The sequence below is a fragment of the Nonomuraea sp. NPDC050451 genome (genome assembly GCF_044458585.1).
Map to the genome: position 1 here is coordinate 71,365 of NZ_JBITHZ010000047.1, position 10,911 is coordinate 82,275.

Annotated in this window: 9 protein-coding genes; 3 read left to right on the top strand and 6 right to left on the bottom strand. The window is 68.2% G+C overall.

What is annotated here, in order from left to right:
- Positions 1-12: 12 nt before the first annotated feature.
- Positions 13-1,371 (bottom strand): lanthionine synthetase C family protein, encoded by a 1,359-nt coding sequence (locus ACIBI9_RS59905; RefSeq protein ID WP_397236782.1) that lies wholly within the window; start codon positions 1,369-1,371, stop codon positions 13-15.
- A gap of 70 nt (positions 1,372-1,441) precedes the next feature.
- Positions 1,442-1,648 (bottom strand): FDLD family class I lanthipeptide, encoded by a 207-nt coding sequence (locus tag ACIBI9_RS59910; protein ID WP_397236784.1) that lies wholly within the window; start codon positions 1,646-1,648, stop codon positions 1,442-1,444.
- 596 nt (positions 1,649-2,244) lie between these two features.
- Here ACIBI9_RS59910 and ACIBI9_RS59915 point away from each other — a divergent pair.
- Together ACIBI9_RS59915 and ACIBI9_RS59920 are read left to right on the top strand one after the other, a co-directional pair.
- Positions 2,245-4,638, top strand: a complete 2,394-nt coding sequence (locus tag ACIBI9_RS59915; protein WP_397236786.1) for a BTAD domain-containing putative transcriptional regulator — start codon at positions 2,245-2,247, stop codon at positions 4,636-4,638.
- A gap of 589 nt (positions 4,639-5,227) precedes the next feature.
- Entirely contained in the window at positions 5,228-5,503 is a 276-nt protein-coding gene (locus ACIBI9_RS59920) for a hypothetical protein (protein WP_397236788.1), read from the top strand.
- Positions 5,504-5,536: 33 nt separating this feature from the next.
- Here the strand turns inward: ACIBI9_RS59920 and ACIBI9_RS59925 are convergent, their stop codons facing one another.
- Positions 5,537-6,442 carry a hypothetical protein gene (locus ACIBI9_RS59925; protein ID WP_397236790.1) on the bottom strand — a complete coding sequence of 302 codons (906 nt, stop codon included), beginning with the start codon at positions 6,440-6,442 and terminating at the stop codon, positions 5,537-5,539.
- 253 nt (positions 6,443-6,695) lie between these two features.
- Positions 6,696-7,592, bottom strand: coding sequence for a CAP domain-containing protein (locus ACIBI9_RS59930; protein WP_397236792.1), 897 nt, complete (start codon positions 7,590-7,592; stop codon positions 6,696-6,698).
- 416 nt (positions 7,593-8,008) lie between these two features.
- On the opposite strand from ACIBI9_RS59930, the gene ACIBI9_RS59935 reads away from it, so the two are divergent.
- On the top strand, positions 8,009-8,224 hold the full coding sequence (locus ACIBI9_RS59935; RefSeq protein ID WP_397236794.1) for an ABC transporter permease: 216 nt from the start codon (positions 8,009-8,011) through the stop codon (positions 8,222-8,224).
- A gap of 27 nt (positions 8,225-8,251) precedes the next feature.
- Here ACIBI9_RS59935 and ACIBI9_RS59940 read toward each other — a convergent pair whose 3' ends face one another.
- A complete protein-coding gene (locus ACIBI9_RS59940; RefSeq protein ID WP_397236796.1) occupies positions 8,252-9,265 on the bottom strand; it encodes a zinc-binding dehydrogenase in 1,014 nt (337 codons plus the stop codon).
- Positions 9,266-10,661: 1,396 nt separating this feature from the next.
- Positions 10,662-10,911, bottom strand: a 250-nt coding sequence (locus tag ACIBI9_RS59945; RefSeq protein ID WP_397236798.1) for a hypothetical protein, incomplete at its 5' end; no start/stop codon positions are given.

Sequence of the window (10,911 nt, forward strand, 5' to 3'; positions counted from 1 at the left end):
GTAGGTCTGGGGTCAACGGATCAGGAGCGATCGTTGCCACTCGTCGTTGATCGAGCCCGACGCCGTCCACAAAGCGAGGGGTACGCCGGCCGCGCCGTCAAGGAGATCGGGGCTGTCCGTATGGACGTCCGGAGCCTGGAACTCCTTGACGAGGAGGAGGTGAGCCGGGTCGCAGGCGTTCAGGACGTGTTCGACGAGGTGAGGCAGAGCGGATCGGGCGGTGCCCGAGTCCGCCTGCGCGAACTTCCGGCAGATGGTCAAGAGCCCGGACCAGCCGTGGCACAGGGACGCGCTGACGAGGTGGCCGTGGCCGGCGAACACGCGCCGCAGCGCCGCCTCGAAGGCGTCGACCGCCGCGGCGCGCAGTGTCCGGTCCTCGAGTGCCTCGGCGGCGTCAAGCAGGGCCGAGCAGATCCCGGGTGCCCCGTAACACCAGGACTCATGCCCTGCCTGCGGCGGCCGCTCCTGGATCGCGCCCGACGGGGTCAACGCCAGCCACCGCGGCCAGCGCCGGCCGTGCTCGTCGTGATCGGACATCTCCAGAAGGAACGCGGCCACGTGCTCCATCGCGGGCCGCAGCCCGGGACGCCGGTGACCGCGCGTCCAGGCCAGGCTCAACGCGGCCAGCGGCCCGGCGAGGCCGTGCGACAGACCGAGGTCGACGTAGCCGTGCGGATACTCCTTGACCCGATCCTGGCTGGGCGTGAGCCGGGGCGGGACATGCCACCGTGTCGTCCCCCCGCGGGGATCGCACATCCACAGCAGGTCGTCGAGGAGCCTGCCGCATGCCTCGCGTTCCGCGGCGCTCGGCTCCGGCAGTGACGCGAGACAGCCCAGGACGCCGGCGGCGCCGGAGATGACGTCGTACGCGTCGGGACTCACGCCATCGGCGCCACGCCAACCGGGCGCCTGGAGGATCTGCTCGGACAGCATCGCCCGCAGCCGGCGCAGCGCCGGCCGGAGCGTGGGCTCGTCCGCGGCCAACTGCTCGACGACCAGGGTCAGGCCGCTGGTCCCGGTGCCCAGACTGGGAAAGCGCATCGGCGCCTTCCTGGTGTGCCGCGCCGCCTCCTGAATGAAGCGCCGGGCAAGTGCGCGCCGGCCGCCGGCCTCGTCGGGCAGCGCCGACGCGGCGTATCCGAACACGAGCGCCAGGCCGGCGTGACCGCCGTACAGTCCGGGGCCGCCCCACTCGAACGGATATTTCGAGACCGCCTTGGTCCGGCGCACCGCTTCGGCCACCACCCGTTCGTCGGCCAGCCGCTCGACCATCACCTCCGTGGTCCGCCGGGCGCGCTCGACGAGAGCCGGGGAAAGCCCTTCCTCGCCGTGTATGGCCGAGTGTTCCGAGTAGAGGTCCGAAGCGGGCATTCAACAACTCCTCATGAATGAATATCTAGCGCCAACCGCTGATCCGGCCTGCAGGTGGTCGTGAAAGCCACTAGCAGCCCTTGGTCAGAGTGGGGAACGGGCTGCACCCGTCGATGCTGCAGCCACATTGGGTGGCGTTGCAGGTGTACCAGGAGCAGCTGAAGCCGGCCTCGGGAAGCGCGACGTCGGCGCCGACGGCGATGCGAATATCGAGGTCGAACTCGTCGTCGTGGTCGATCGTCTCCGTAGTGACGAGGTCGAATGTCGGTGCGGTCATGATCCACCTCACTGGATTTCTGAGCTGACTGGGCGAACAGAACACGGGGCAGCTTGCCAGCGCGCTGCTTCATTTCGTCTTCATCTTTGCTTCGCGGGCGGAAAGCATTTTCTCCGCCGGGCGCGTCCGGACATTTCCCGGGCTTCGGGCGGCGGACCGCGGTAACGTCGAGAGAATCCCGGCAGGCGTGAAGCCGATGTGAAGCCGCACCTGTGTACGCTGCTCCGCGAAGTCGTCCATTGCTGCTTCGTCCCGCCACACCTGCGTGAAGTCCGATCGAGTGCCCTCGCGGACGCTGCCGGTGCTCGGCGACGCCGGCTGCGCAGCACGGGCGGATGCCCTGTGATGTCCGGCGAATGCCCTTCGGCTGTCCTGGTGCGGGCACTTGCCCGAATGCCAGAATCCGTGGCCATGGAATTTTTCGAGCGGTTCGGCGACGGGGCTTCTGCTCTTCTCGTCACACCGTTTTCCATGTCATCGGCATCGGACGCGGCTTTCGGTGGGCATCGCGCCCCGGGGGGACCTGCCACGCGAGAAGTTTGGAAAGCGCCCGTGTGTCCTGGCGTACGGAAAACCCGCAGAAACAAGGGGGCGCGGTGCAGCGGCTGACGGTCAAGGTGCTCGGTCCGCTGGAGGTGGCGGTCGGAGAGCGTCCGGTCCGGCTGACGAGAAGCCGATTGCGGACGTTGCTGGTGGCCCTGGCGATGTCGGCAGGTAAGACGGTGTCCATGGACCGGTTGGCCGAGATGGTGTGGTCGGACGAGTTCCCGGCCAACAGCCGGCGGACCCTGCAGAATTACGTCGGGGGATTGCGGAGTGCCCTCGGAAGCCGGTGGATCGAGACGCGCCCGAACGGGTTCCTTTTGCGCGCCGTCGCTGACGATGTCGACGCGCTGCGTTTCGTACGGCTCGCGGAGCAGGCCGCACGCGCCGGCGACGCCGATCTCGAACGTGACCTGCTCGATGAGGCGATGGCGTTGTCCAGGGGCGAGCCGTTCGAGGACGTGCCGTCCCGCTGGTTGCGGGAGGCCGAGGCGCCGCACCTGGCGGAGCGGTGCCTGGCGGCGTTGGAACGGCGGGTCGACCTGGACGACGCCACCGGGCCGAACAGCAACGTGCTCGCCGAACTGAGTAAGTGGGCCCCTCGCTATCCGCTGCGCGAGTCTTTGTGGCTGCGTCTGCTGAAGGTGCTGGACCGCCACGGACGACGGGCGGAGGCGCTCCAACGATACGAGGAGCTACGGTCGCGCCTTGGGCAGGACCTTGGGATAGATCCCGGCCCTGAGCTGCAGCAACTGTACGCGTACCTGCTCACCGACCACCCCGCGCCGCCGTCTCCCCGCCGGCTTCCCACCCAGCACCGATCGCTCACCGGGCGGTCCCCCGAGATGCCGTCGTCCACTGGACGGTCCTCCGAGATGCCGTCGTTCACCGGGCGGTCCTCCGGGATGGCGTCGTCGAGCGATCGGCTGACCGATGTCCGCGTCACGCGGCCGACCGGCCCGACCGGCGGGGTCGGCCCGTTTGGCTTGACCAGCCCGACCGGCCTGACCGCGCCGGACACGCCGTCGCAGCCCAGGGGACGGCCTCATCGGCCGCTTCGCGGCGGGCAAGCCGACCCGCGGGCGGAAGCGATCGAGCCGGGGGCCCTGCTGCGATCGTGGCGCGAGCGGGCGTCGCTCACTCAGGAGATCCTGGCCGAGTACACGGGGCTGAGCGTGCGCACCATCAGCCGGCTGGAGACCGATGCCGCGGCGAAACCCAGCCTGGCGACACTACGGTTGCTGGCCGAGGCACTGGCACTGGACGACGACGAGCAAGCCATGCTCTCCAGGGCACTGTGCGGCAATACGGCCAGCATCCGCCCAGCGAGAGGCCGGTCCGGCTCGGTGCTCAGCCGCATTACCGTGCCGCGGCAGTTGCCCAGGAATGTCTCCGACTTCTGCGGCAGGGCGCACGATGTCTCCGCCATGGTGAAGCTGGGCGAGGCAGATCGCGCGACGATCATCACTGTCGAGGGCATGGCCGGGATCGGCAAGACAGCGCTCGCCATCCGTGCCGCCCACCGGCTGGCCGCTCGGTTCCCCGACGGCCAGCTGTTCGTGAACCTGCACGGTCACACACCTGGCCGGTCATTCGTCCATCCTCCGGAAGCCCTTCACCGTATGCTGTGCGCACTGGGTGTGCCCGCGGATCGCGTCCCGCCCCATGTGGATGACCAGGTCGGGCTGTACCGCAGTCTGCTGGCCGACCGGAAGATCTTGATCGTCCTCGACGACGCCCTCAGCGAAACGCAGGTTCTGCCACTGCTTCCGGGCAGCCCTCATTGCCACGTCCTGGTCACCAGTCGCCGCCGTCTGAGCGGGCTCGACGGGACACACACGCTGTCACTGGACGTCCTGCCGCCGACGGACGGGGTCGCCATATTCTCCCGGGCCGTAGGACAGGAGCGCGTCGCCGGCACGCCACCGCAGGTACTGGTGGACATGGTGCGACGATGCGGGCTGCTCCCACTGGCCATTCGTCTCACGGCCGCTCGGCTGCGTTCCCACCCCAGGTGGACCGTCGACCGCCTGCTGACCCGGCTGGCCGCACCGCAGCAGCGGCTGGCCGAACTGGCAGCGGGGGAGCGCAGCGTCGCCACCGCTCTCGAAATGTCCTATCGCAGGCTCCCCGAAGAGCAACGGCGCGCCTACCGATTGCTCGGCGCCCGCGCACCCGTCGAATTCGCCGTCCAGGAGGCCGCCGCCCTCCTGAACACGAGCGCGGCGACCGCCGAGTGGGCGCTGGAACGGCTGTTGGACGGACACCTGTTGCGTGAGCCGACCCCCGGCCTGTACCGGTTTCACGATCTGGTTCGCGATCATGCTGCCTGTGTGATGGCGAGGGAGGGCTGTGCCGCGGGCCGTACGGTCGCCGCTCCGGGCGACGGCGTGACCGTCGCTCAGCGACCCGTCTACGCGCAGTCAAGCTCCGCACCGACCGCCTGACGATGGGCGAGGTTTTCAACGGCAGCCGCAGCCGACCTCGCAGACAACTCAGATCCGCAGCGCAGGGCGCCCACGTCGATGACGCGATCACCGCTGCGACGGACCAGCGTACTCATCTCACACCGGCTCGATGCAGGACGCCGGTCCGCCAGCCGGCACACCACGGTACTGCGCAACGCCGAGCTCATCTCGACTACTTGGGCGGGTGGCGACGTTCGGCACGCCCTGACGCCGCTGGAAGAGGCGTTTCTGTGCAGCGGCCCGCATAGTGGTGCGTCCCCGCCGATCCACCGCTCGGCGGGGTAGGCGCCGTGGGTGGTGAGCTGCCAGGCGCGTGGCCGGGTCCACGGGCTGGTGGCGACGGCCTGTTCCGCCTGATCACCGCTACGGGTCCTCGCGCAGCCGGTGCCGTGTCTGTTCCGGCCTGGGTTCGGTGTCGTACGAGGTTGGGCCGGAGACCTTGATCGCCGCGGCCTGCTGTGCGTCGTTGCCGACGTAGGCTTACGGTTACGGCGCGCTCCGAGGTCGGCTTGGGAGGATCCGTGACGCACAGCAGCACGTTCATGTCCTCAGCCTTGAGCTCCGCGTCGTGAGCAAGGAGAAGGAGCGAGACGATCCCGACGACTTCGGAGGGATCAGTTTCGTCGGCATGATCTTCATCCTGGCCGTCGTGGCCTTGGGACGCCCTTGGGAGACGCTCAAGGAACTCTTCAGGTTGGTCCGTCGACTGGGGCGTGGAGTGCTCAGGCTCGTGCTGGCCCCCTTCCGGCTGGCTGGCTTGATCGTGTGGTCGCGTCTGGCAGACCGGCACCCCACCTTCGAGGACTACCTGCACAGAGTCGACGAGGACAGAGATCCCTCGTGACCGTGAGTCCGGGGACCGCGAGTTCGGAGCCGGTCAGCACGCTGGCTTTCGGTATCGGGAGAGGCGCAGTTCGAACCCCGTGTCTCGGCCGGAGGCCGTGAGTGCATTGCCGCCGCTGGTCGTGGCGCTCCAGAGCCAGGGCCGTACGTGACGAAGAGGGGCTTGTGCCGGACTGGCGCAGATGGTCTGCCGGAGGGCCAGGCGAAGACGTTGCAGTTGGTCCAGATCCGCTGCCGGATGGTCCACAGCTCGCTGCCGCCCGTCACGAGCGGTGGCCTCAGCCATGGCCATCGCCGTGTTTTCGACCGTCAGAGGCTCTTCTCTTCTTACTCCGACCTGCTGTGCCCGCCAGCCGGACCAGTTCGACCCGATACTCTCCAAGGCGGCCCGCAACGCCGTGAGGACATGCCGTTCCGCGTCCGTGCCCTGGCTCCAGGTTTCTTCCAGCAGCGGGAGGATCTGCGTCCAGGTGACGTGCGAAAATTTGAGGCCGTCCCGGGTGGTCGGCGGCGTGAAGGCGAGCGGTGGTGTCAGGTAGGTGAGATCCACGGCAAGGCCCGGATAGTGATGGCCGGCGAGGGTGTAGTAGCCGGGGAGCTGGCCTCGCCGGTGACTTGAGCTCTCGGTTTTCAGCTCGATCATCCACAGCCGTTCGTTCCACAGCACGGCGTAGTCGGGTGCTCCGCCCTGCTCGTCGTCGTGCCGCGGGCGCAACTCGAACTCGTCCACGAACAGCGGTTGGCCGCTCCACTCGCCGCGGCCGAACGACAGCTCATCCAGCGACCGCAGGAACCTGGCACCCTGGGGCGACGGCCGGGTACGGCTGTTCCACCGGGGGTAGGGGCCGCCCACGATCAGCATGGTCAGGAGCCGTTGACAGTATTCCTCGCGGCCCAGTCGTAAGCGGCCCAACAGGTGGTGAGGGTCTTCGATCGCCATGCTTCCAAGCTTCCAGGCGGATGCATTCTGATGCGTACGCCGGGCGACGTCCTCGACACCCACGCTGTCTCGCGCGCCGGCCAGTCGGGGGTGTCTCCGGCGCGGCCATCGATCTGCTCAACCTGCTGTCCGAGCAGGCGGGTCGGCTCGATTGACCTCCTGCCGGCGCGGATCCGGGATGCGCGGCGTGCAGCAGGAGGCGCTGGGCGCACCGACGCTCAGGCCCTGCGACACGAACAAAGTAGGCTGGGAATCAGCCGGCGGCGAAGTCCTGCGTCCAGTAGATCTGCCCCTGCGCGTCCTTGGCCGCGCCCACCCCGATGAGGGTGTACGAGCAGTTCATGATGTTCCGCCGGTGGCCGTCGCTGTTCATCCAGCCCCGGACCACCTCGGCCGCCGACCGCTGCCCCATGGCGATGTTCTCGGCCAAGGTCGAGCCGGAGAAGCCGGTCGCACGAATGCGGTCGACCATGTCGCGGCCGTCCTGGGAATCGTGGTCGAAGTAGTCGTTCTTCGCCATGTCGGCCGAGTGCCCGAACGCTGCCCTGCGCAGCCGCGCGTCGTGCTTGAGCGGGTCGCAGCCGCCCTTGGCCCGCTCGGCGTTGGTCAGCCGGACGACCTCCTTCTCCAACGCTGTGCCGACGGAGGTGGTGGCCTCCTTCGTCTCGGAAGCCGGCGGCGCCCCCGTCTCCCGCGTCGTAGGGGTGGGGGTGGGGGTGACGCAGGTCAGCCGTACGGCCTTGGACTTGGCGCTGCCGCCCCGGTAGTCGGTGGCGACCGCGTAGTACGTGCCCGGTTTGCAGGGCATCTTCAGGGTGATGCGGCCCTTCCTGGTGGCGCCGCTTTTGACGACCGGATCGTCGCCGGGGACGGCGCGCATGACTCGGATGCGCAGCAGCGCCGGGCGCACACAGTCGCGGCGGACGGCCGAGGTCTGGATCCTGAGCGCGGAGATGGCCGGCCTGGCCACGCTCACCCGGCACTCGTTCGATTCGGAGGTCGGCTCGGGTGTCGCCTCCTCGGTCTGCGTCGGTGCCGCACCGTCCGCCGGCGCGGTCAGCTCAGGCGCCGCTCCGCCCGCCCCGCCGGTGGACGGGGCGCAAGAGGCGAGGCTGGCGACGACGGCGAGTACCCCTAGGGGTCGACGCATGAGGGTTCCTCCGGTGGAGGGAGACGATGGTGGTCCCGCATTCTGCCTGATCCATTACCGACTTGTCATGACAATCCGGACATTTCGCCCTGTGAGTAATGTCAACCGAGCGCCCAAGAGGGCTCTGCTGGGATTGATCCGGTTTGACGGACATCCGAGATCAAGGGCTCCGAAGAAGAAGCCGCGTCCTCCCCTCGTTCATGCTGGAGTCCAAGAGCGAGATCGCCAAGCTGTGCCCGCTCGGTCGGGAGGTGGCCAAGGCCTTCGACCCAACCGAGACCGCGGTGCGCCAGGCGGCGCCGGCCAGCGGGACGGGCTGACCAGCAGCGAACGCCAGGAACCGGAGGCGTTGCCGAGGCAGAACCGGCGCCTGCGCGAGGACGCCGACATCCTCAAAGCGAGCCGCCCAGGCGCTCGTGCCCGCCCTCGACCAGACCAGGACCGTAGGGCTCGTCACGCTGCCGAACGCGTTCGTGGGCATGCTGCTGGGCGGCGCCAGTCCCGCGGTGGCTGCGCGTTCGTGCAGCTCGTGGCGCTGGTCGCGGTGCGGGCCGCCGAGGCGGTCGCCATCGACGTGGCGGAGAGCGGCCGCTTCGGCGGCTGACTCGTCACCGGTCAGGGGTGCAGGATGAGGCGTTCAGGGGCACGGGATGAGGCGTTCAGGGGCGCAGGACGAGGCGGATCGGATTGCCTTCTTTGCGGGCCAGCCGGTCAAGTGCGGCCGGCGCCTCCGCCAGGGGCAGTACGTCGCTGATCGACGCGGCCAGATCGAGCCGCCCGCGTACGGCGAGCCTGACGAGCTGCTGCACGTGCTCGGGATGGGACCCGTAGCTGCCGCGCACGGATTGGCCGAAGTACGCCAGCGCGATGTCGTTCGGTACGGCCAGCGGCTCGTTGGCCAGCCCGACCACGATCAGCCGCCCGCCTCTGCCGAGCAGCGACATGGCCTGCTCACGCACCGAGCCGACGCCGGCGAAGTCAAAGGCGGCGTCCAGCCCCAGACCGTCGGTGAGGCTGCCGACGGTGTCGCGCAGCCCAGGGTCGTTCGGGTCGAGCGCGGCGTCGGCACCGAGCCCGAGCGCCCGCTCCCGGGCCGCGGGGAGGGGGTCGATCGCGATCACCGGGGCCGCGCCGACGAGGCGCAGGAGCTGGACCGCGTGCGCGCCCAGCCCACCCACGCCCCAGACCGCCGCCGCCTCGCCCGGCCGCGTGGCCGCCGTTGCGGTGACGGCCGCCCAGGGCGTGGAGACGGCGTCGGGGATGATGCAGGCCTGCTCGAACGGCAGGCTGTCGGGGATCGGCACCAGCGAGCGGGACGTGGCCAGCGTGAACTGGGCGTAGCCGCCGTCGTAGTCGACGCCGCGGGTGTGGACGGTGCCGAACCGGTCGGCCTCGCCGGCCTGCAGCACGACCCGGTCCCCCACCGCCCAGTCGGTCACGCCCAAGCCAAGAGCGTCCACGACGCCGGCCACCTCGTGGCCGAGCGTCACCGTCTCGCCCTTCAGCAAGAGGGGCGTGAGGGTGCCGTCGGCGAGGTGTACGTCGGACAGGCACACGCCGGCCGCGCGCACCTCGACGCGGACCTGCCCGGGGCCGGGCTCCGGCACCGGCACCTTCTCCACGCGCACCTCGCGGGAGGGTATATGGAGCCGGGCTGCGAGCATCTCGGCCATGGTCACCTACTTTCGGTTCAGTCGAATGGATCCGGGTCGGAGCGGACGATCTGGTCGTACAGCGGCCTTCTGCTTGACAGTCCCTTGCGACACTTTCGTCACTGCAGACGGTAGAGATGACGAGAGTGGGCGTCCTGCGTACGAATACATATAAGGCATGTGTGATCGGCGTCTCAAAGCTTCCGCAAGGCCTGGTTTCCCACTCACTGGCAGCGCTGAGTCCAGCGTGCCAGGAACGGACGGTTCAGCACCTCCCGCGCGCCCCCCGGCGTGCCCCTCGGTGGTTGTCGACGCACCCGAGCAGCAACGCCAGCACGGTGACGATCACTCAGGCCGCCGCGAGCGCTGTTTCGGAGCCGGATAGCAAGGCCGGTGCAGCGTAATGGGGCATAGAATAAGTTGTCCGACTTTTGCGGGCTGTGGTGCCTAGGTTTATTACTCGTTTGTTCCTGGGCAAGGGGGTACGGGGTTTTTCGGTGCGGTCGACGAGTGAACCGGGAAATGAGATGAGACTGTCCGTGGCCATGTTGAGCGTCGCTATTCTGCTGATGGCGGCGCTTACTGGATCAGAGTCGGCCGATCGACCGGTGTTCGAGAGGTGTCGTAGCGTGCATGCCGAATCTCTCGAATGCGTGCAAGCAAGCGCAGCGGTAACTGAATGCCGACAGGGATCTGAATATTGGGGAGATGTAATATGTGGAGGTGCCCTCCACGTCATCGACCGGTGTGTGCGCCTGGATGTCAACGGGGCGGGAGCGTCAACCTGTGCGGCTCTCAGCACTGATTATCTGAGCTGTGTCGAGCGAGATCTCTCCCCCGTGACATGTCAGATGCTGGGCACAATCTTCCTTGAATGCATGCAGCAACTCGGGGAGACGGAGCGCAGTTGCCGGGCGGAATGGGAAGAATTAGTGAAATGTAGGATGCGCGGCGTCGACCCTGAGTTCTGCCCGCACGCTGGAAATCCCAGACCTTGGCGCGTTCGTGCAGCGTCGTCAGCTCGGCGACCTGAGCGTGCCCATGCACTTTCCACCTGACGGACGGCTGCCTGCCAGGCGCCGGCGGGCAGCTTGGTGGCCGATCGCGGCCTCCTCAATCTCGGTGACCTTCCGGTCGACGCTGGAATGGGCCCTTTCACATGCTCGAACAGATCGTGAGTGGCGCCGGCGCCATTGATCCTGTGGGCTAAACGTCTTCTTCCTCGCATTGCGCACCTGTGGCAAGCGCGGATGGCAGGTACGGCGTAAGGATTTGGTGAGAGGGCCCGGCCCGTGGGCAGGCGCGTCGCGTACGGCAGAATGACCTTGTGCTGCAGCCGAGCGAGGATGAGGCGAGGGCCCGGAGGGGAGCCTGGAGACTCCTGCGGGAGGCCCTGGGACATCTGGCGTGGTCTGCCTCAGATCAGATCGCTTGGCTCGGATCCGTGATACACCCTGACGAACTGGCGCTTGATTTCGATCACGCGTACGGAGTTTTGTGGATGCCGCGGGAAGTCGGGTGGATCAGCGACGAACTGTTGAAGCACCTCGACGAGATCGACCGGCTCGTCAACCAGGGCCGATGCGTTCTCATGTTGTGAGCCCGAGTAGCTGCAGTCCGTCGGTGGGGTGGCTGCGGTAGTGGTCGGTGGCGGCTGCGATGTTGGT